This window comes from Sphingomonas sp. IW22 (assembly GCF_041321155.1).
Lineage (GTDB): Bacteria > Pseudomonadota > Alphaproteobacteria > Sphingomonadales > Sphingomonadaceae > Sphingomonas.
Genome location: NZ_JBGGWB010000013.1, coordinates 1 through 18,814 on the forward strand (window position 1 = coordinate 1; position 18,814 = coordinate 18,814).

Annotated in this window: 20 protein-coding genes and 2 pseudogenes; 15 read left to right on the forward strand and 7 right to left on the reverse strand. The window is 66.2% G+C overall.

Going from position 1 to position 18,814, the window contains the following annotated elements:
* Positions 1 to 116 precede the first annotated feature (116 nt).
* Positions 117 to 434 (forward strand): annotated as a pseudogene (locus ACAX61_RS19140) (integrase core domain-containing protein); the annotation flags it as partial.
* Positions 435 to 460: 26 nt separating this feature from the next.
* Positions 461 to 715: pseudogene (locus ACAX61_RS19145) on the forward strand (integrase); the annotation flags it as partial.
* 121 nt (positions 716 to 836) lie between these two features.
* Here the strand turns inward: ACAX61_RS19145 and ACAX61_RS19150 are convergent.
* From ACAX61_RS19150 to ACAX61_RS19180, 7 genes are all read right to left on the reverse strand, one after another.
* Entirely contained in the window at positions 837 to 2,099 is a 1,263-nt protein-coding gene (locus ACAX61_RS19150; protein ID WP_007683327.1) for a type II restriction enzyme NmeDI-related protein, read from the reverse strand.
* 281 nt (positions 2,100 to 2,380) lie between these two features.
* Positions 2,381 to 2,785 carry a copper-binding protein gene (locus tag ACAX61_RS19155; RefSeq protein ID WP_528084561.1) on the reverse strand — a complete coding sequence of 135 codons (405 nt, stop codon included), beginning with the start codon at positions 2,783 to 2,785 and terminating at the stop codon, positions 2,381 to 2,383.
* Positions 2,782 to 5,925: an efflux RND transporter permease subunit gene (locus ACAX61_RS19160; protein ID WP_126053475.1), complete on the reverse strand. Its 3,144-nt coding sequence runs from the start codon at positions 5,923 to 5,925 to the stop codon at positions 2,782 to 2,784. The genes ACAX61_RS19155 and ACAX61_RS19160 overlap by 4 nt, the downstream gene beginning before the upstream one ends.
* Positions 5,922 to 7,412: an efflux RND transporter periplasmic adaptor subunit gene (locus tag ACAX61_RS19165; protein WP_370716176.1), complete on the reverse strand. Its 1,491-nt coding sequence runs from the start codon at positions 7,410 to 7,412 to the stop codon at positions 5,922 to 5,924. Before ACAX61_RS19165 ends, ACAX61_RS19160 begins: the two co-directional genes overlap by 4 nt.
* Positions 7,409 to 8,671, reverse strand: coding sequence for a TolC family protein (locus tag ACAX61_RS19170; RefSeq protein ID WP_126053474.1), 1,263 nt, complete (start codon positions 8,669 to 8,671; stop codon positions 7,409 to 7,411). The genes ACAX61_RS19165 and ACAX61_RS19170 overlap by 4 nt, the downstream gene beginning before the upstream one ends.
* Positions 8,672 to 8,734: 63 nt before the next feature.
* Positions 8,735 to 8,992, reverse strand: a complete 258-nt coding sequence (locus tag ACAX61_RS19175) for a hypothetical protein (RefSeq protein WP_007683334.1) — start codon at positions 8,990 to 8,992, stop codon at positions 8,735 to 8,737.
* Between the two features lie 77 nt (positions 8,993 to 9,069).
* Entirely contained in the window at positions 9,070 to 9,432 is a 363-nt protein-coding gene (locus tag ACAX61_RS19180; RefSeq protein WP_370716177.1) for a hypothetical protein, read from the reverse strand.
* A gap of 261 nt (positions 9,433 to 9,693) precedes the next feature.
* Between ACAX61_RS19180 and ACAX61_RS19185 the strand changes: the two genes are divergently transcribed.
* The 13 genes from ACAX61_RS19185 (at position 9,694) to ACAX61_RS19245 (ending at position 18,788) form a co-directional block, all read left to right on the forward strand.
* Positions 9,694 to 10,032, forward strand: a complete 339-nt coding sequence (locus ACAX61_RS19185; protein ID WP_007406371.1) for a hypothetical protein — start codon at positions 9,694 to 9,696, stop codon at positions 10,030 to 10,032.
* Positions 10,033 to 10,172: 140 nt separating this feature from the next.
* On the forward strand, positions 10,173 to 10,652 hold the full coding sequence (locus ACAX61_RS19190; protein WP_007406417.1) for a heavy metal-responsive transcriptional regulator: 480 nt from the start codon (positions 10,173 to 10,175) through the stop codon (positions 10,650 to 10,652).
* Positions 10,649 to 10,870 (forward strand): hypothetical protein, encoded by a 222-nt coding sequence (locus tag ACAX61_RS19195; protein ID WP_007406426.1) that lies wholly within the window; start codon positions 10,649 to 10,651, stop codon positions 10,868 to 10,870. The genes ACAX61_RS19190 and ACAX61_RS19195 overlap by 4 nt, the downstream gene beginning before the upstream one ends.
* A gap of 59 nt (positions 10,871 to 10,929) precedes the next feature.
* A complete protein-coding gene (locus ACAX61_RS19200; RefSeq protein WP_007406382.1) occupies positions 10,930 to 11,250 on the forward strand; it encodes a hypothetical protein in 321 nt (106 codons plus the stop codon).
* 23 nt (positions 11,251 to 11,273) lie between these two features.
* Entirely contained in the window at positions 11,274 to 13,184 is a 1,911-nt protein-coding gene (locus ACAX61_RS19205; RefSeq protein WP_168845730.1) for a 2Fe-2S iron-sulfur cluster-binding protein, read from the forward strand.
* Positions 13,184 to 13,912, forward strand: coding sequence for a hypothetical protein (locus tag ACAX61_RS19210; RefSeq protein ID WP_009824015.1), 729 nt, complete (start codon positions 13,184 to 13,186; stop codon positions 13,910 to 13,912). The genes ACAX61_RS19205 and ACAX61_RS19210 overlap by 1 nt, the downstream gene beginning before the upstream one ends.
* Positions 13,909 to 14,631 carry a hypothetical protein gene (locus ACAX61_RS19215; protein ID WP_007406380.1) on the forward strand — a complete coding sequence of 241 codons (723 nt, stop codon included), beginning with the start codon at positions 13,909 to 13,911 and terminating at the stop codon, positions 14,629 to 14,631. The genes ACAX61_RS19210 and ACAX61_RS19215 overlap by 4 nt, the downstream gene beginning before the upstream one ends.
* Entirely contained in the window at positions 14,618 to 15,061 is a 444-nt protein-coding gene (locus tag ACAX61_RS19220) for a DUF1622 domain-containing protein (protein ID WP_007406411.1), read from the forward strand. Before ACAX61_RS19215 ends, ACAX61_RS19220 begins: the two co-directional genes overlap by 14 nt.
* Before the next feature lie 14 nt (positions 15,062 to 15,075).
* Positions 15,076 to 15,516 carry a four-helix bundle copper-binding protein gene (locus ACAX61_RS19225; RefSeq protein ID WP_015449267.1) on the forward strand — a complete coding sequence of 147 codons (441 nt, stop codon included), beginning with the start codon at positions 15,076 to 15,078 and terminating at the stop codon, positions 15,514 to 15,516.
* A gap of 254 nt (positions 15,517 to 15,770) precedes the next feature.
* A complete protein-coding gene (locus tag ACAX61_RS19230; RefSeq protein ID WP_438830636.1) occupies positions 15,771 to 17,072 on the forward strand; it encodes a glycoside hydrolase family 130 protein in 1,302 nt (433 codons plus the stop codon).
* 228 nt (positions 17,073 to 17,300) lie between these two features.
* Positions 17,301 to 17,591 (forward strand): hypothetical protein, encoded by a 291-nt coding sequence (locus ACAX61_RS19235; protein WP_007406388.1) that lies wholly within the window; start codon positions 17,301 to 17,303, stop codon positions 17,589 to 17,591.
* A gap of 318 nt (positions 17,592 to 17,909) precedes the next feature.
* The gene (locus ACAX61_RS19240) at positions 17,910 to 18,311 is read left to right on the forward strand and encodes a hypothetical protein (protein ID WP_015449265.1); all 402 of its coding nucleotides are present in this window, start codon (positions 17,910 to 17,912) and stop codon (positions 18,309 to 18,311) included.
* 147 nt (positions 18,312 to 18,458) lie between these two features.
* Positions 18,459 to 18,788 carry a hypothetical protein gene (locus tag ACAX61_RS19245; protein ID WP_004212674.1) on the forward strand — a complete coding sequence of 110 codons (330 nt, stop codon included), beginning with the start codon at positions 18,459 to 18,461 and terminating at the stop codon, positions 18,786 to 18,788.
* Positions 18,789 to 18,814: the final 26 nt, after the last annotated feature.

Sequence of the window (18,814 nt, forward strand, 5' to 3'; positions counted from 1 at the left end):
CTTTAGATACCTGCTGACCGACCATGGCTTGCCCTGATGAAGCCTGCGGCCGCTTCGCGGCCTTGCCTTCATCAGGGCCATAGCGGCCCCCGAACCAGCGCTTCCCAATGTGCTACGGCACCGAGCTGACCAGCCTGGCGATCCTGAGATGGACGCAGGAACGGCCTCTCGAGTGGCACTACATCGCGCCGGGCAAGCCGCAGCAGAACGGCTACGTCGAGAGCTTCAACGGCCGCCTGCGTGACGAATGCCTCAACGAGAGGCTGTTCGTGTCGCTCGGCCATGCCCGCTCGGTGCTGCGGCTCTGGCGCGACGATTACAACCATGTGCGGCCGCATAGTGGTGTTGGCGGGCTGACGCCCGCCGATGCTGCCAGGCGGGTTGTGCAACACCGCCCCGAGGGGCACCATACCAACCCCGGACTCCAGTTATGACTGGTAGAGCTTTGGGGAGCACGTCATCGATCATCCAGCGCGCGTTCGATCGTGGCGCTCTGCCCGACCTCACAGCCGAGGATCTGGCGCGGCTGCTCAAGGGCATCAGCGCGCACTCGACGCGGATCGGGCTGAACCAGGATCTGTTTGCGAGCGGAGAGGATCTGGCTGGGATCATGGATGCATTGCGGTGGAAGTCACCGCGAATGCCACTCGCCTATAATCGCAACCTTGCTGCAGAGCAGGGCGCAGCGGGCAGGCTGATGGCGAAGATCGGCTGATGGGGTCGCTGGTCGACTCGATTGCAGGAGGGCGTCGCTCCCCAAGCAACCTCATCGGACCGGCATGAGCTTATGGAGCTGGCCGGTGGCCCTTGCCAGCAGCGGCACAATGGTCCGTGTTTCAGGGAAGGGGGCTTGAGATCGCCTTGATGGCCTTCAATCCCGTTCCAAAACGAGCGATCGCGTCCCTGTTTCTCTCCAGCTCGCCATAGGGCAGATAGGCGAAGTCGAGATCGGCAATACGGCTGAAAGCCGGGCGACGGAGTTGCGCGCGAACGTCCTGCTCGCGCGCATTCGGTGCGACCAGGAATAGCCCGGCGGCAGCGTGCAGATCGCTCCCCGACAGCGCCAGATCGAGCATGCGCACGATCCCCGAGTAGATCGAGGTCGAATGTTCAACCTCGAACGCGGCGGCGACGCCGTCGCCACCCTTCGCCAGCCACAACACGTCGATGAGGCGGATCGAGTCCGCTCCGGGAGAGGTCGCAATGGCGTCTGGAAGGCGCTCGAGGCATCCCTGTCCAAGCGGGCAGCCAGCGTGAAGTCGACCGCGGTCATTGGCGGCGATCCACACATCGTAACCGAGGGCATGGCCGAGGTCGCGCAGCCAGGCCTGGATTTCGGCGTGCGTGCGATCGGTTTCGCCCTGCGCGGCGGCTGTCTTGTCGAGCCGGCTTGCCTCCGCTCTGGCATGTTCCAATCTGCCGAGCCAGTCGTCGGCCGCCGTTGCGTCATCCTCCAGCGGTGGCGCGGGATAGCGGCCCGAGCCAATGTCGAACAACAGTCCGCCGATCGCGCCGAGATCGTTGGAGAGCAACTCGCGGTAACGGTCGTTGAGGTCGAGGATGCCGGCGCGCATGGCGAGAAAATGATCCCATGACCCGAGCTTCACCTTGGCGCCGGTGACGGCATTGTAGCCCTTGACGATCGCGGTATTGAAGGGCGGCACCAGCGTCGGGTGAAGGAAATAGAGCAGGTTGGCCGCCGCCGGCCCCAGCCCCTTGATCTTGAGCGCGTCTATGCTGCGGATGTGGCTGATGATCTCCTCGGCGGTATCGCAGCACGAGCAATTGTCGAGCAGGCGACCGAACGCCCGCTGGTTGTCCGGGCTTTCGTAGATGTCTGGAATGCGCAGCTTGGGCTTCCACAGCCAGGCATGGTCGGCGCCCTTGAAGATCTGCCGCTGTTCGGCGATCGAGTGGACAACCGTTTCCAGTGACGAGCCGCGATAGGCGACGCCGAACCGCCCACTTTCGATTTCTGCGACCACCTGCTGCAGCCCGCGACGGATGGAGCGGAAGTTTTTCAGCCGTTCGTCCCACAGAAACCAGGAGCGATAGGTGGCGCCGGGATCGTCTCGCCAACGACGGACAAGCTCGCTCACGAGATCATGATGTGTCGCGGGTAACAAGGTCATACTGGCTGGGTCATCTAAACTGGGCTCCTTGCCGTTCAGGCTATCGCGAGCAAGGGCGGCTTGCACGTTCAATGTGCGATCCGCGAAGCGTGCTCAAATTGTCGGTGATCGCGCAGGGAAATGCCGCTGGCATTGGGCGTTGCCGGTCGCAACCGTCGACCGGGCGCACAGCCAGGCAGACGGCCGGCACGGGCGTCGCCGCCCGGGAGCGGCGACGCAACCAGCTTTTTCCGGTCGAACTTAGCGGATCACTGCTTTGCGATCGCGGTGACCTCGCTATCGCTGCCCTTGAGCGAGAGGTCGAAATCGACCTTGTCGCCGACCTTGACCGCATCGGTGATCGACGGCGCGGCCTTGAACGCCATCGTCATCGCGGGCCACTTGGCCTCCGGGATCGGACCATGATCGAGCGTGATCGTGCCTGCCGCCTTGTCGATCGCGGTGACGGTGCCATGGCCCTTGGCCTTGATCGCGGCGTTCGCGTCAGGCGCCATCGACATGTTGCCCATGTCGCCGCTCATGGTCGCGGCGGGCGCCGCCTCGTTGGTCTCAGTCGCAACGGGGGCCTCCGCCTTCTTGCCGCACGCGGCAGTCAGGGCGGCGAGGCCGAGGGCAATGGTCAGTCGTGCATGGTTCATCGTCTTCTCCTTCATGATGAAACGGGTTGAGGGATGGGATCGGTCTTGGGCCGGCGCAACAGCAGGTAGGCGGCGGGCAGGACGAACATTGAGAGCAAGGGCGCGGTCAGCATGCCGCCGATCATCGGCGCGGCAATCCGGCTCATGACCTCCGAACCCGCGCCTGATCCCAGCAGGATCGGCAGCAGGCCGGCCAGGATCACCGCCACCGTCATCGCCTTGGGACGGACGCGCAGCAGCGCGCCTTCGCGCACGGCGGCCTCGACCTCGGCAGCGTCCGGATGTGCGCCGCGCTCGGCCAGCGCGTTCTTGAGATAGATCAGCATCACCACCCCGAACTCGGCGGAGACGCCGGCGAGCGCGATGAACCCGACCCCGGTGGCGACCGACTGGTTGAACCCCAGCAGATAAAGCGTCCAGATGCCGCCGGTCAGCGCAAACGGCAGCGTCCCCATGATCAGCGCCGCCTCGTCGAAGCGGCCGAAGATGAGGTAGAGCAGCACGAAGATGATCAGCAGCGTCGCGGGCACGACCAGCTTCAAGCGGTCGACCGCGCGCTCGAGATATTCGAACTGGCCAGAGTAAGCGATGCTGACCCCAGGCGAGAGCCTGACCTGTTTCGCCACCGCACGCTGCAGATCGCCGACCACCGAGGCAAGATCGCGCCCGCGCACATCGACGTAGACCCAGGTCGAAGGCCGGGCATTCTCGGTCTTGAGCATCGGCGGTCCCTCGGCGATCGAGACGTTTGCCACGGTGCCCAAGGTGATCTGCTGGCCCGCGGGCGTCAGGATCGGTAGCGCCCGCAGCCTTTCGAGGCTGTCGCGCAATTCGCGCGGATAGCGCACGCTGATCGGATAGCGGGCGAGGCCCTCGACCGTCTCGCCGATCGTCTCGCCGCCGATCGCGCCGGAGACGATGGCCTGGACGTCGGCGATGTTGAGCCCGAACCGCGCGGCGGCGGCGCGGTCTATGTCGACATCGACATAGCGTCCGCCGGTCAGCCGCTCGGCGAGCGCCGAGCTGACGCCGGGCACGCTCCTGGCCACGGTCTCGACATCATGCGCGATGCGGTCGAGCTCGGCGAGGTCACTGCCCGACACCTTGACCCCGATCGGGCTCTTGATGCCCGTCGCGAGCATGTCGATGCGGTTGCGGATCGGCGGCACCCAGATATTGGCGAGACCCGGAAGCTTCACCCGGCGATCGAGCTCGTCGACAAGGCGTTCGGGCGTCATGCCCGACCGCCACTGGTCGCGGGGCTTGAACTGGATCGTCGTCTCGAACATTTCGAGCGGCGCGGGATCGGTCGCGGTCTCGGCGCGGCCGGCCTTGCCGAACACGCTTTCGACTTCGGGCACGGTCTTGATCAGGCGGTCGGTCTGCTGGAGCAGCTCACTCGCCTTGGCGGCCGAGAGGCCCGGCAGCGCCGAGGGCATGTAGAGCAGGTCGCCCTCGTCGAGATTGGGCATGAACTCGCCGCCGAGCCGGCTGAGCGGCCAGGCCGTGGTGGCGAACACCAGAGCCGCGATCAGCAGCACTGCCTTGGGCCGCTTCATCGTCCAGTCGATCGCGGGCCGGTAGATATTGGTGAGCCAGCGATTGACCGGATTGGCCTGCTCGGCCGGAATGCGGCCCCGGATCAGCCAGCCCATCAGGATCGGCACCAGGGTCACCGACAGGGTCGCGGCCGCGCCCATCGCATAGGTCTTGGTGAAGGCGAGCGGCGCGAACAGCCGGCCTTCCTGCGCCTCCAGGGTGAAGACCGGAATGAACGACAGCGTGATGATCAGCAGGCTGAAGAACAGCGCCGGCCCGACCTCGGCCGCCGCCTCGGTGACGACGATCCAGCGCATCTCGCCATCGAGATGTCTGTCCGGGTGATCCTGCTCCCAGCGTTCGATCCTCTTGTGGGCGTTCTCGATCATGACGACCGCCGCATCCACCATCGCGCCGATGGCGATGGCGATGCCGCCCAGCGACATGATGTTGGCGTTCACCCCCTGGAACCGCATCACGACGAACGCGGCCAGCACACCGAGCGGCAAGGTCAGGATCGCGACCAGCGCCGAGCGGACGTGCCAGAGGAACAGGGCGCAGACCAATGCGACGACGATGAACTCCTCGACCAGCTTGCGGGTGAGGTTCTCGACCGCGCGATCGATCAGCTGCGAGCGGTCATAGACCGTGACCACCTCGACGCCCGGCGGCAGGCTTTTCCTGAGATCGGCGAGCTTGTCCTTGACCGCCGCGATGGTCTCACGGGCGTTCTTGCCTGACCGAAGAATAACGACGCCGCCGGCGACCTCGCCTTCGCCGTTCAGTTCGGCGATGCCGCGCCGCATCTCGGGGCCGACCTGGATCGTGGCGACATCGCCGAGCCGGACGGGCACGCCGCCCGCCGCAGTCTTGAGCGGGATTGCCCGGAAATCGTCGAGCGTTTTCAGATAGCCCGAGGCGCGGACCATATATTCGGCCTCGGCCATTTCCAGCACCGAGCCGCCGGCTTCCTGATTGGCTTGGCTGATCGCCTGCACTGCCTGGGCGTGGGTTACGCCGTAGGCCGCGAGCTTCACCGGATCGAGCAGCACCTGGTACTGCTTGACCATGCCGCCGATGCTGGCGACTTCGGCCACGCCGGTCACGGTCTTCAGCTCGTAGCGCAGGAACCAGTCCTGCAACCCGCGAAGCTGCGAGAGATCGTGCCGGCCGGTGCGGTCGACCAGCGCATATTCATAGACCCAGCCGACCCCGGTCGCGTCCGGCCCGAGCGCGCTGCGGGCGCTGGCCGGCAACCGACCCTGGACCTGGTTGAGATATTCGAGCACGCGGCTGCGCGCCCAGTAGAGATCGGTGCCGTCCTCGAAGATCACATAGACGAAGCTGTCGCCGAAGAAGCTATAGCCGCGCACCGTCTTGGCGCCGGGCACCGACAGCATGGTGGTGGTGAGCGGATAGGTGATCTGGTTCTCGACGATCTGCGGCGCCTGACCCGGATAGGAAGTGCGGATCACGACCTGCACGTCGGAAAGATCGGGCAGCGCGTCGATCGGGGTCGAGCGCACCGCCCACAGGCCCGCGCCGACCAGCGCGAGCATGCCGAGCACGACGAAGAAGCGGTTCCTCACCGACCAGCGGATGAGATGGGCGATCACTGGCCCGCCACCTTCGCCATATGCCGCAGCGTCGGTCCCGCCGGGGGCCGGTCGAACCCGAACCGGACCCGGTCACCCGCCTTGAAGCCGCGCGCGATGCCCGGATTGGCGAGCGCGAAGGTCATCGTCATCGCCGGCCAGTCGAGCGCGGGAACGGGCTCGTGGCTGAGCGTCACCGAATTGGCCGTGATCCGCTCGATCTTGCCCGTCGTCTCGTACAGCGTGGCTTTCGACGCCGGCGCGGCGATGGTCGCCGATGCCGCACCGCCGCCGATCGGCCGCGCCTCGATTCCCGACAGGCTCGCCTCGGAATCGATCAGGAACTGCCCCGAGACGACGACGTTCTCGCCGGGCGACAGGCCGGCAAGGATCTCGGTCTCGCCGCCTGCCTCGCGGCCGATGCGGACCTCGGCGGGATGATAGCGCCCGTCGCCTGCGGCCAGCATGACGAGCGTGCGCCTGCCCGTGCGGATCACCGCTTCGCTCGGCACCAGCAGCGCCGGCTTGGCATCGTCGCCAAGCGCGACGCTGGCGAACATGCCCGGCCGCAACCGGCCGTCCCGGTTGGGCAGCTCGATCCGCACGGTGAGCGTGCGGCTGTCGGCCTGCGTGGTCGGCAGGATCGCGATCACCCGGCCGGCGAAGCGCTCGCCGGGGAAGCCCGCCAGCGTGGTGCTGGCATTCTGGCCGACCCGGACATCGCCCGCGCGCGCTTCGGGCACCGCGGCATTGAGCCAGACGGTGCCGAGCCCGCTTACCTGGGCGAGCGTCTGGCCCATGGCGAGCGTCACGCCGGCACGGGCGTCGAGCGTCTGGATCGTGCCCGAGATCGGCGTCGTGATCGTCACCACGCCGTTCGGGCGTCCGCTCCGCTCGACGCTGGCGATGAGGCCGTCGGACATGCCCATCAGCCGCAGTCGCTGGCGCGCGGCCGCGGTGAGGTCGGGCTTGCCGAGCCGCCTGACGCTCAGATATTCGGTCTGCGCGCCGCCCCATTCGGGCAGGAGCAGGTCCGCGATCGGCGCGCCGGCGCGGACCACGTCCCCGGGCGCTCGCGCATAGACGCGGCTCACGAACCCGCCCGAACGCGCCTGGATGACGGCGACGTCGCGCTGGTTGAAGTCGATCGTGCCGGTGACCTCGAGGGCCGAGGCAAGGCTGCCCATCTTCGCCGCGACGACCCGCAATCCCAGGCTCTGCCGCGCGGCGGGATCGACGGCGACCGTGGGGGCCGCGCCGGCGCTTCCTCCGTCCGCGTATCGCGGCACGAGCTGCATATCCATGAAGGGCGACTTGCCGGGCTTGTCGAACTTCTGGTTGGGGAACATCGGATCGTACCAGTAAAGGACTTTGCCTGCCCCGGCGGGCGTGGTCGCCTCCGATTGCGGTGCCTGGCGATGGCCAGCCCAATAGCCTGTGCCGCCGGCCAGCAGCGCGACAGCCAGGATCGATGCGCCCCAGCGCAGCGCGGATTTATCGAGCGTCATGGCCGCTCCTCCCCATAGGTGATAGTGATGCGGACCGCGTCGCGCGCGACGTCGGCTTCGCGGTTGAGCGCCTCGACCTCGGCCTCCGCGAGCCCGAGCGTCGTGAGCAGCGCGGCGCCAAGGTCGAGCTTGCCGGCGCCATAGCTGTCGCGGTCGAGCTCGGCGCGGTGCCTGGCGAGTGGCACCAGCGTCTCGCGGGCATTGCGCAACCGGGAGAGATGCATGGCATGGTCTGCGAGATCGGCGTCGAGCTGCGCCACCAGCTCGCGGCGGATCGCCTCGCGGTCGAACCGACCCCCTTGCGCAAGGCTCTCGCTTGCAGCGATCCTGGGGTTCTGGCGCTTGCCGGCGAACAGCGGCAGGTCGATCGACACGCCGACCGAGGCCATGTCGCCGTACATGGGATCGCGCCGGCCATAGGTGACGCCGACCTTCCAGTCGGGGCGCTTGTCGGCGCGCGCGAGACGCACGTCCGCTTCGGCGACTGCGATCCGCGCGTCCTGCGCGCGCAGGGCGGGAAGCGCATCGATCCCGGCCCGCAGCCGGATCGGATCGACATCGAGCATCGGCGGGTCGCCCGTCGCCTGCGGGTCGGGGTCGCCGGTATAGCGCGCGAGCCGGGCCCGCGCCTGCGCCACCACCGCAGCCATCTCGGCGCGGCGATCGGCGAGGGCGGCGCGGAGCTGGTCGGGCTCGAGCGCCTGGCTCGGGCGCGCGCTGCCCGACGCCAGGCGTGCGGTCACGGTCTTCTGCAGGTCGTCGAGGCTGGCATCGAGCAGGTCGAGCTGCCGGAGCCGGCGTTCTCCATAATAGAGATCGACCCAGGCGAGGGCGGTCTCGAGCCGCACGTTGCGGCCTTCGACCAGCTCGCCCGCCTCGGCGATACCGATATCGGCCGCGGCGCGCGCGGCGCGTGCATGGCGCTTGGCGAGATTGGGGAAGGTCTGGCTGAACCCGATCGTCGCCATAGTGAAATCGTCGCGCGTGAAGCTGCCGGCATTGGGGCCGCTCACCGGGAAGTTCTGCAGGCCCAGGTCGAGCGTCGGATCGGGCAGGCGATCGGCCGCGACCGCCGAAGAGCGGGCGCCGGCTGTCGCCGCCGCGCGCGCCTTGAGGCTTGGCGCGTTGGCGGCAGCGAGCCTCACTGCCTGCTCGTAGGTGAGCGGGCCGGCCGACACCGGCACGGCCCAGGCGCTCGCAAGCGTCGCACCGATAGAGAGCAACAGGCGTCGCACAGCGCGCCTCGGCATCATGATCATGGATATCATCCCCTCATGACAGAGGCGGCGCGCCAAGATGTGACGCGCCGCTCCGGAGCGGGTTTAGCCCTTGTCCGACCTGACTGCGCCGCGCATGCAGTCGGCGGCGCTTGCCTGCATCATCGCGCAATCGCAGCTGGCCATGTCCCGGCTGTCGGGCACCCATATGCGGACACGCGCAGGGCCAGTCGCCCGCGGACCATATTGCGGCGCCGACCGCCATTCCCAATGGCCTTGCGGCGTGCGGCTCGCGTCGGTTGCAAGCGCAGGCGCGGCGAGACTGAGGGCCGCCACAAGGGCGGCCGGAAGCAGTTTGATCATCACGAAAACCTTTGACTGAAAAGAAGGAAACCGGGCGCGCACGCATCGATCGATGCGCGCAGCCCGTGCTCGTTCAATCAGGCAAGGCTGGTGGGAGGATCCGGCTCGGGCGCAACCGCCTTGCAGGTCAATATCGTGTCGGTCGTCCAGAAGCTGGGCGCGTCGTAGAGACGCGCAGGCGCAACGCCGCCTGCCAGGTCCGCTGCGACCAGCGGGATCACGCACCCCATCGCGGCGATGCAATCGAGCGTCAGGCCCTTGCAGGGCTTTTCGCTGGGCGCAGGCTGCTGCTTGGCCATCATCGCCATGCAGTCCGCATCCATGCCCTTGGCCAGCGGCGCGCCTGCCGCCTGCGGCACGCTGTGCGCGGCCGCCATCTGGGCTCCGAAGAGACCGGACAGCGCTCCGATGACGAGCAGGAGGGCGAGCAGGCGTTTCACGGGCCTCGATATCTAGCGGGTTTCGCGGGCGCAGCCAACCAAAGTCTCGCGCCGCGCGGATTTTGAAGTGCTGACGGCTGATTCCGTCAACTCCGCGTCAATAAAGATCCGGCCCGGGGAAGAAGATCGGCTGCGGCCTCTACGTATATCGAGGCTGGACCCGGGACCGTAGTCCCAAGCCTGAAGAGACGCTCTTCCCCTCGGCAAAGTCCGGGCGGTGGCTTACCATCCAAGGAGGTGAATATGGTCAGAAAAACTCTCATGGTCGCGCTTGCCGGCATTTCGATGCTTGCTGCCGTCCCCGCTATGGCCCAGGGCATCGGGCACAGCCTGTTCATGCGCGGCTCGATCGTCGACACGGGCAGCAACGGCACGGTCGTCTGCATCGGCAAGGCCGATGGCGCCGAGGTCGGCCAGAAGCTCGAGGTCTATCGCGTCGTGACCCATCCGGGTCCGTCCAAGGGCGTGGCGCCGACCTATCACCGCCAGCTCGTCGGCCATGTGACGATCGACCATATCTTTGACGATCACTTCGCGCACGTGTCCGTCGCCGACGGCACGCCTGCCAGGCACGACATCGTCGAGCTTCGCAAGAACTGACAAGCCGGTGGCCCGGCGGCACGGGCTGCCCTGCGACGCGTCGGGGCAGCGGGCCGCCGGCGACGAGGAGACCGTTCGGGGTCAAAGCGAAACCGCTTGACCCTGGACCATGGTCCAACCGGCATGATCGAGCGGATGACATGGGCAATTTCAAGATCGGCGAACTGGCCGCGGCCGCAGGCGTGGGGCGGGATACGATCCGCTATTATGAGCGGATGGGCCTGCTGCGCGAGCCCGCGCGCACGGCAGCGGGCTACAGGCTCTACGACGCGACCGACCTCGAGCGCGTCAATTTCATCCGCTCGGCGCAGGAGCTTGGTTTCACACTCGAACAGGCCCGGCAGCTGCTGGCGCTCAGGGCGTCGGACACCGCGCATGCCCAGGCCGTGCTCGATATCACGCTTGCCAAGATCGCGGACGCCGAAGCCCGGCTCGAGCGCCTGTCGGATATCCGCGACATGCTGCGGATGCTCGCCGACGAATGCCCGGGCGAAGTGCCGGTCTCCGATTGCCCGATCCTCGCCTTCCTGACGGCGCGGCGGAAAGACCAGCAGCATAACAAGAAACATCAGGCAGCGCAGGACGAACGATCACCACGAGCGAAAGGGGTTTTGTCATGAAGAAAATGCGTTTGATCGCCGTCCTCACGCCGGCGCTGCTTCTAGGCGCCTGTGTGACCACGCGGCCGACCTCGGCGCAGGTCGAGAGTTGCCGGGCGATGGAGGGCAATATGGGTCTCCAGACGCCGCATGATCATGGCGAGATGAAGGGGCAGGGGCGCAACCCGATGAACCTCTCGCACGACCGGTGTCTCCGGATTCTGCGCAGCGCGCAATGAGCCGGTCCGGACGCCCGGGATGGCGCCCGGACACAGTTTTCAAGCCAAGGAGCAAAGCCATGATCGACCATGCGAAGAAAGCCCTTCCACTTGTCGGCGGAAGCCTGTTGCTGGCGCTCGCGCTTTCGGGCTGCGACCGCCAGGCCGACCAGACGGTGCCGCCCGCGGCGAACAGCGTCGCCGCCACCCCGGTCCTGACCGACAGCGGCAACGCTGCAGACGCGGCGCCGATGGACGCGATGAGCAACCAGGCCGAGATGGAGCGGCATCACCGTCAGGCGATGGACCATGACGCGATGCGCGCCGGGGCCGGCAACCAGACCGCGCCGGCACCCGATCCCGCGCCGGGCAATGCGGCGATGCCGATGAAGGATATGTAGGCTCGCACACTAAGGGGATGAGGATGTCCAGGCGGATCAGCCTTCGACGCTTGAGCCTCGGCTGCGCAATCGCTCTCAGCCTGTCCGCGAGCGCGGGCGCGCAGGAGGGCGAGGATCATGCCGCGCATCATGGCGCAGGCATGCCGGCCGGCGGGGGCATGTCCGCACCGGCAGAGCCGGGGTCGTCGGACATGGCGAAGATGATGAACCCCATGATGGATCGCATGATCAATGGGGAAGGGGAGAATGAGCACGGCCACGAATCGCGCCGGACCGGCTTCATCTCGCAGCTGCTCGCCTTTCCCGCGCTTGACGAAGCGGCAAGGCAGCGGGTCGCTGCGCAGGCCGGCGAACGGGTAAGCACGGGTCTGGCGATGATCAACGCCGCCTCGGCCGACGGCGCGCGTGCGACCACGGTCTCGGCCCGGCTCGATGCGGCGCGGCGCCTGCGCGAGGGAACCGACCTGTTCCGCTCCGGCACCGCCGCGCAGGGCGCGATCGGGGGCTTGCAGCCGCCCCGGGAGGTCGGGCTTGCCTGGCTGCGCGATCAGCTCGACATCGACCAGGCCGCGCCCGGCCATGCCGATCACTGGTTCGGCATCTCGCCCTCGCACCTCCTTCTCATGCTGTTCCTGGGGCTGGTGAGCGCCACGCTTATCGCGCTGCAGATCTTCCGCCTACGGCGGATCGGGGCGATCGCCGGCGGTGTCGCCACCGCCAAGGTTCCAGCAAAGCCGGAGCCGAAGGCTGCCCCTCCCGCTACCAGGGTTGCGCCCGCGCCTGCACCCGTTGCCGACAGCGCCGGGCTCGCGCCGAGCAATGCGGCCGCACCCGCTGGGGCGTCGCTGCGCAAGCCCAAAAGCTGGGCGGGGCAGCTGCGCGTGGTCCAGATCGTGCGAGAGACGCCGAGCGTGCTGACCTTCCGGCTCGCGGACCCGACCGCCGACCGGCTGCCGTTCGACTTCCTGCCGGGCCAGTTCCTGCAGGTCGAGGTAGAGCCCGAAGCGGGCAAGACCGCGCGCCGTTCCTACACGATCGCCTCTTCGCCGACCCAGCGGGCCTATGTCGAACTGACGGTCAAGCGCGAGGAGCAGGGCGTGGTCTCGCGACACCTGCACGACAAGGTCGTCGCCGACGATCTGCTGAAGGTCAGCGGACCGTTCGGCGCCTTCACCTTCACGGGAACGGATGCGCAGAGCATCGTGCTGATCGCGGGCGGGGTCGGCATCACCCCGATGATGTCGGTGCTGCGCTATCTCACCGACACCGCGTGGAAGGGCGATATCTTCTTCTTCTACGGCGCTCGGTCGACCGAGGAATTCGTGTTCCGCGACGAGCTCGAGCGGCTCGAACGCCGTTTTCCCAACCTCCATGTCGTCGCCGCGATGCAGCGCGCGCCCGGCACCGTCTGGATGGGCCCCGAAGGGCCGATCACCCGCGAGATGATCCTGGCCGCGGTGCCGGAGATCGCGAGCCGGCGGATCCATATGTGCGGCCCGCCGGCGATGATGGGCGCGATGCGCGGCGTGCTGGCGGAACTTGGCGTCCCCGAAGCGCAGCTGCACACCGAGGCGTTCGGTCCGGCCTCGCTGCCGGCCGACCACGAGGATCTCGAGGTCAAACCCGCGCCCGCGCCAGCGGATAAGCCGGCCCCGAGCGCCGAGGTGGCGCCGAGCACGGTGACCTTCTCCGTGTCGGGGGTGTCGGCGGCCTTGCCCGCGGACGAGACCGTGCTCGAGGCGGCCGAGGGCGCGGGCGTCGAGATCTCCTATGCCTGCCGTGCGGGCACATGCGGCGCCTGCGTGGTCAAGCTGCTGCAGGGCGAGGTAACGATGGAGGTCGAGTCCGGCCTCGCGCCCGCCGACAAGGCGCAGGGCTATGTGCTCGCGTGCCAGGCGAAGGGCACGGGCACGCCGCTCGTGGTCGAAGCCTGATGCGCGAACGCAGCGACATCGCCGTCGGCCTGCTGGTCGCATTCCTGCTGCTGTTCCCGTTCGGCTACCTCGTGCATGTGTCACCGCGCTTTCCGGGCAGCCTCGCTGGCGGGATCATCGGGATCGCAGCGCTCGTGCTGATGCTGCTGACGCTTCCCTATGTCGCGGCCAAGCACATCGCCTGGGTCGACAAAGTGCTCTCCCGGCTCGTCAGCAAGCCTACCCTGCTCGCCATCCACATCTATGCCGGCGTGCTGGCGCCGATCCTGGGTCTGGTCCACGCCGCGCACAAGCTCGAAAGCCCGGTCGGACTGCTTCTGACCGTCCTCCTGCTGATGACGGTCATCACCGGCTTCATCGGCCGCTACCTGCTTGCCCAGCTTGGTCGGGCGCTGCGCGGACGCAGGTCGGAACTGGCCTCGCTTCGCGCCGCCTTCCTTGAGGAGCCGGCGGCGCCGGCGCAGGCCGATACCGCAGCCGCGCCGCTGTCGGGCTGGAGGCGCTATCTGTTCGTCGCCGGGGATGCGCCCGCGGGCCAGCACCCCCAGAACAGGGCGGGGATCGCCGCGGCGCTGGCCGATACCGAATTCGCGATCCGCGCCGAAGAGGCGACCAACACCCTGTTCGCGCGATGGCGGTTCCTGCACATCCTGCTGGGCTGTCTCATCTTCGCGCTGCTCGCGCTCCACGTCGGCGCGGCGATCTATTACGGGCTGCGCTGGCTATGAGCTGGCAGCGTCTTTCCTATGCCGTCTTCATCGCAGCCCTGCTGGTGATGGTCGCCGCGGTCGCGATCCGGATGCGATCGGACGCGCCGAGGGATGCCGGCTTGGTGGCGCAGCTCGTCTCGCCCGGCCCGCTCTCGAGCGCGCACCAGTCCTTCGCCGGCCAATGCACGGCCTGCCACACGCCGGGCAAGGGAGTCGAAACCCGAACCTGTCTCACCTGCCATGCAGGCACGGATTTCGGGACGAAGCAGTCGACGCAGTTCCACGCGAAAGCGACGCAGTGCACCTCCTGCCACGTCGAACATGAGGGAGAGCGCGGCATCATCCGCATGGATCACGCCGCGTTGCTCGACATGGCAAAGTGGCGGCAGCCTTTGGCGGGCATGTCGACAAACACTCGAAGCCTGACCCCCGAGACCGCGCTCAATTGCGCGAGCTGCCATGCGTTCCGCGATCCGCACCAGGGCCTGTTCGGCACCGACTGCGCGAGTTGTCACAAGACCGACAGCTGGAAGATCGCCAATTATCGCCATCCATCGGTCAATTCGACGCAGTGCGCCGAGTGCCACAAGGCGCCGCCGAGTCACTTCATGGAGCATTTCAGCATGGTCTCGCAGCGCGCAGCCGGATCGAAGGCGCGCGTCGATCAATGCTATGCCTGTCATGCCACCGACAGCTTCAACAATATCCGCAAGCGAGGCTGGTATGATCACCATTGAGGCCGACTGGCTGAGCGCCTTCTTCCGGCTCGCGGTGATCGGCCTGGAACTGGCGGGCACGCTGACCATCCTGGTCGGCGCGGGGCTCGCAACCTTTCTGTTTGCGCGGCGGGCGAGGGCGGGCGACCGAACCGAGGCCTATAGCGCGTTCCGCTCGGCGCTCGGCCGCAGCATCCTGCTCGGCCTGGAATTTCTGGTCGCCGGCGACATCGTCAAGTCGCTGGTGATCAACCCAACGCTCGACGATCTCATCGTTCTGGCCGGGCTGGTGCTGGTGCGGACCTTCCTGAGCATCTCGCTCGGGGTCGAGATCAATGGCCACTGGCCCTGGGAGGAAACCCGGATGGCGCGGGAGAAGGCGCGTGCGGCGTCGGATGGGTCGCCTGCGACGGCTGAGGCCGCCGGATGCGGCACAGCGCTCAAGGGATAGCAGATGGGAGGTGCATGATGATCGAGAGACGCGAATTGCTGATGGCCGGCGCCGGCCTTGCCGCCGCCGGAACGCTGGCTGTGCCGGCGGCGGCGCAGCAGCATCGAATGGAAGGGATGGCGATGTCGATGACGGACTGCATCGACGATTGCGTGGCTTCGCACCGCATGTGCCTGGAAACCGCCGCTTGGCTGACGAAGCAAGGCGGCGCGTCAGCTACGGCGTCGCTGATCGCCATGCTGAACGACTGTGCGGAACTGTGCCAGGCGACCGCCAACTCGATGCTGCGGGAATCTGCCCTGCACCGCATCGTCTGCCGCGCCTGCGCCGACGCTTGCGAGCGCTGCGCCGAGGAATGCGGACGCCATAGCGCGGACCAGCGGATCGCGCGTTGCTCGGCCACCTGCAAGAAATGCGCGGCGAGCTGCCGAACGATGGCGGACATGTCGAGCTGAGCGGCGCGCTTCGCACGTGCCCCACATAGTCACGTTCAGGCCAGAGCCCCCGGTCACAGCTTGTGTGTCCGACAACTACGCCAGGACAGCGATCATGGCACGTGGCACAAAGTCCGAGTATCCGGCAACGGCGGAAATCATCGCACCCGCCATCGCCGGAGCCTTCCGTGCCGCCACCCGATAGTCGGGTAATGCCGAGCACCATCTTTACGATTGCGTGAACGCTCCACGGTCGATCTGTATTGGAGAAGTCAGTGTCAACCGCCGAATTTGTCAACCGGCTACCCGAATTGCTCCGCCCCAATCCAGCAAGGGTAGTGATCAGACCCTATATGCCGTCGACGGAAACCTATAAATATGCGGTACCGGATCAGCCACGTGCGCAGCGCATCGCCGACCGCGTCCTGGCGCTCGACCCAGCATCGCTCCACGATGAGTTGCAACGCATTCTTGATGATTTCTCGGGAAGGCATCGTGAGGTTCCGTCCCTGTTTTTGCGGCGGTTCCACGAGGTTGATGGCATCATCGTCTGTGATTGCGAGGTCACCCATGAACAGGCGCTCTTGATCGGTGCCCATTTTTGCAACGAATATTCCTATGAGGCAGCAGCGCTTTTCAATCCGAGCATCGTCCTGCATCCTGACCAGTCTGCTGTACCTGAAAACTCTCTCCGATTCATTCTTTCCCTGCGAGGCGTGGGCGAGGGGCATATCTCCTCCGTCACCTTTCGCACCGGGTTTTGCGCCGCGGACGGAACCATAGCAATCAATCCTCCGAGCCCCATGCCGCTCGTGCTGGAGACTGAAAACATCTCCGGCGAGGACGGGCCGGACGCGGGCATTCGGATCAAGTGCGATGGCAGCCACGATCTCTCGGAGATCGTGATCTTTCCGACAACCCCCAGCCAGCGTGGTGGCATCGAAGACCTTCGCTTGGTCCGCTTCCTGGACGACGATGGCCGAGCCACCTATTTCGGTACATATACGGCATTTAGCGGCCAGTCCGTCCGGCAGGAGTTGTTGTCCACGCCGGACTTCCGGACATTCGAACTCAGACCGCTGCGTGGGGATGCCACCGGTAGCAAGGGCATGGCGCTTTTCCCCCGACGCATTGCCGGGCACTTTGCCATGCTTGGGCGCGAGGATAACGAAAATATCTGGTTCCTGACGTCCGCGGACATTCACGACTGGAGTGGCGGAGCGAAAGCCATCGAACCTCGCTGGCCTTGGGAGTTTGTCCAGATCGGTAATTGCGGATCGCCGATCGAGATCGACGAAGGCTGGCTGGTCGTAACTCATGGAGTCGGCGCCGTTCGGAACTATTGCATCGGGGCGTGCCTGCTGGACCGTGACGATCCCTCGAAGCTGCTGGCGCGGACGAAGCTACCGCTTTTGCGGTCGGACATGGATGAGCGCGAAGGTTATGTGCCAAACGTAGCCTACAGCTGCGGCGCGATGGTACATAATCGGGTGCTGGTACTGCCTTATGCCATTGCTGACAGCTTCACCACTTTTGCCACTATTCCTCTCGAGCGTCTGCTGGCCGCCATGGATTAGTCACTGTTGCCGACCTGTCCTGCTCTCGAGTCCGAACCATAGTTACACATCGGCACAACAACGATGCCAGTGCGATAATTTATGGCCATCTCAGAGACGGACTTCGCACATTACGTATACAGCAAGGCGGAAGGTGACACCATTTCACGGGCAAGCTCCGGAAGGGGCGACAATCGACCGGGCATATGCTCGATCGAACGGGAAACCCAGACTTGAAGGAATGGATACTTGCGCAAGAAGACGGCAATGATCGCTTCGCTCGCAGCTCTCGGCTTCCTCGCCGTCAGTGCCGGACCGGTGCTGGCGGACGGGATGCCGCCGGGCATGCCCGATCTTGAGGAGACCCTCAAGGCCAGGCCGGCGCCTGCCCAGCCCGATCCTGCCCACATGCAGGGCATGGCTCACGGTAAGGAGCAGATGCACGGCCAGATGATGCAGGGCCATCGAATGGCGATGCGGGATTCGCAGGACCAGGACGGCGCCTCCGGCATGTCACACAGGTCGGACGGTGGTTGCTGACCCTGCCATCATTCCATCAGACGACAAGGTTGACGGACAAGATCATGGCCGCTTTCAACCGAAGCCTTGGTCCGCCGTTCCCACGGCGGGCCAATCGCTTTTCTGGCCGGTCTCAGGACGAGAAAACCAGGCCGGGTCACATTTTTGATCGATCCCGGATCATCATTTTACGCGCCTGCTCCAGCAGGCGCACGGCCGATCGGATTTCGATTCGTAACTTACGTATACAGACAGCGTCTCGCTAGCAGCATTGAAGCTTCGGAATTGCCGGGATCGGAACGTCGATCGGGCAACAGGAAGAACACTCGGAGACCCTCAATGCGACAGACGACATTTCTCGCGGCGCCCGTCAGCCTCTTCGCGACGCTAACCTTCGCCGCCGGCACCGCTCTCGCCCAGTCGACGCCCGCGCCCGCGCAGGCTGCGCCGGCCCATGCCCACCAGCAGGGCATGGATCATGGCGGGCAGCAGATGCACGATCAGATGATGAAGGATCATCAGGCCGGCGCGCAGAAGCAGCAGGGGCAACCGGCCCAGCAGGATCAACAGGGCATGTCGGGGATGGCCGGCATGTCCGGCGGCTCGCCTGCATCGAACGGCTCGGGCATGGCCGGTAAGGCGAAGAGTGGCTGCTGCAAGATGCCGATGAAGAAGGCCAAGCCGGCGGCGAAGAAGAAGACCGCCAAGCCCATGGCCGACAAGCCGATGAGCGACATGTGAGGTTTCCAGCCCCGAGAACAGACCCCAGGGGCTGAGGGCCCGCCGTTCCCCCGCGGCGGGCCAGTTCTTTGACGATGCCCAGCGTCGCCCCGTGCTCCCAGCTTTCAAAACCGGGTCCGAGCGTCTGACTTGACAGAGGAAACAGCGATGCGAAAACATCTTGGCGTCGGTGCTGCTGTTGGCTTTCTGCTCTTTGGCAGCACGCCGCTCCTCGCACAGGGTATCGGCCATAGCTTGTTCATGCGCGGCAAGATCGTCCGTATGGATGCGGGCGGCACAGTGGCCTGCCTGGGTAAGGCCGATGGCGCGCACATCGGGCAGATACTCGAAGTCTATCACGCAACGCCGCGCCACCGCCGTCTTGTCGGTCATGTCGAAGTCGACCAGATTTTCGACGACCATTATGCTCATTTCCGCGTGAGGGACGGGACGCTTCAGAAAGGCGATTGGGTGAGCCTAAAGCGCGTCCGGGCGTAACGCCAGAATTGGAATGCCAAGCGCCG

Bases quoted from the DNA above. Each gene is read 5' to 3' on its own strand.
- ACAX61_RS19155 (WP_528084561.1), bottom strand. From the start codon at position 2,785: ATGAAGGAGAAGACGATGAACCATGCACGACTGACCATTGCCCTCGGC.
- ACAX61_RS19165 (WP_370716176.1), bottom strand. From the start codon at position 7,412: ATGACGCTCGATAAATCCGCGCTGCGCTGGGGCGCATCGATCCTGGCT.
- ACAX61_RS19170 (WP_126053474.1), bottom strand. From the start codon at position 8,671: ATGATCATGATGCCGAGGCGCGCTGTGCGACGCCTGTTGCTCTCTATC.
- ACAX61_RS19175 (WP_007683334.1), bottom strand. From the start codon at position 8,992: ATGATCAAACTGCTTCCGGCCGCCCTTGTGGCGGCCCTCAGTCTCGCC.
- ACAX61_RS19185 (WP_007406371.1), top strand. From the start codon at position 9,694: ATGGTCGCGCTTGCCGGCATTTCGATGCTTGCTGCCGTCCCCGCTATG.
- ACAX61_RS19190 (WP_007406417.1), top strand. From the start codon at position 10,173: ATGGGCAATTTCAAGATCGGCGAACTGGCCGCGGCCGCAGGCGTGGGG.
- ACAX61_RS19195 (WP_007406426.1), top strand. From the start codon at position 10,649: ATGAAGAAAATGCGTTTGATCGCCGTCCTCACGCCGGCGCTGCTTCTA.
- ACAX61_RS19200 (WP_007406382.1), top strand. From the start codon at position 10,930: ATGATCGACCATGCGAAGAAAGCCCTTCCACTTGTCGGCGGAAGCCTG.
- ACAX61_RS19205 (WP_168845730.1), top strand. From the start codon at position 11,274: ATGTCCAGGCGGATCAGCCTTCGACGCTTGAGCCTCGGCTGCGCAATC.
- ACAX61_RS19210 (WP_009824015.1), top strand. From the start codon at position 13,184: ATGCGCGAACGCAGCGACATCGCCGTCGGCCTGCTGGTCGCATTCCTG.
- ACAX61_RS19215 (WP_007406380.1), top strand. From the start codon at position 13,909: ATGAGCTGGCAGCGTCTTTCCTATGCCGTCTTCATCGCAGCCCTGCTG.
- ACAX61_RS19220 (WP_007406411.1), top strand. From the start codon at position 14,618: ATGATCACCATTGAGGCCGACTGGCTGAGCGCCTTCTTCCGGCTCGCG.
- ACAX61_RS19225 (WP_015449267.1), top strand. From the start codon at position 15,076: ATGATGATCGAGAGACGCGAATTGCTGATGGCCGGCGCCGGCCTTGCC.
- ACAX61_RS19240 (WP_015449265.1), top strand. From the start codon at position 17,910: ATGCGACAGACGACATTTCTCGCGGCGCCCGTCAGCCTCTTCGCGACG.
- ACAX61_RS19245 (WP_004212674.1), top strand. From the start codon at position 18,459: ATGCGAAAACATCTTGGCGTCGGTGCTGCTGTTGGCTTTCTGCTCTTT.